This is a genomic window from Modicisalibacter tunisiensis (assembly GCF_020148005.1).
GTDB lineage: Bacteria > Pseudomonadota > Gammaproteobacteria > Pseudomonadales > Halomonadaceae > Modicisalibacter > Modicisalibacter tunisiensis.
The window spans coordinates 1949199-1949728 of the sequence record NZ_JAGXFD010000001.1 but is presented as its reverse complement, the minus strand read 5'-3'; the positions used below and the strand labels follow the sequence as shown (position 1 = coordinate 1949728).

Sequence of the window (530 nt, the reverse complement as noted above, 5' to 3'; positions counted from 1 at the left end):
GCCTACTTCCAGCTGTTGCTGCTGCTGACCTTCTTCATCGCCATCGGCCTGGCGGCCACCCCCGCCGCCAAGGCGCGCATCGGCGATCTCGCCGTCCCCGAGATGAGCACCTTCAAGTGGCTGTCGATCATCCTCTGCACGCTGCTCGCCGGCGGCGGGGTGTTCTTCGCCGCCGGCGAGCCGGTCTACCACTTCGTGGTCACCCCGCCGGCCTTCGACACCGAGGCGGGTACCGCCGCGGCGGTGCCCGGCGCGCTGGCCCAGGCCTTCATGCACTGGGGCTTTCTCGCCTGGGCGGTGCTCGGCACCCTGACCGCGGTAGTGCTGGCCCACGCCCACTACGTCAAGGGCCAGCCGCTGCAGCCGCGCACACTGCTCTACCCGGTGTTCGGCGAGCGGATCATGCGCGGCGCCTTCGGCGGCGTGGTGGATGCGCTGTGCGTGATCGCGGTGGTCGCCGGCACCGTGGGGCCGATCGGCTTTTTGGCCACCCAGGTCAGCTTCGGCCTGCACGAGCTGCTGGGCTGGTC

1 protein-coding gene is annotated in these 530 nt (G+C 70.8%); it reads left to right on the top strand.

Annotated elements, in window-relative coordinates:
• A partial coding sequence (locus KGQ91_RS09105) for a BCCT family transporter (protein WP_224419930.1) occupies positions 1-530 on the top strand: 530 nt, incomplete at both ends.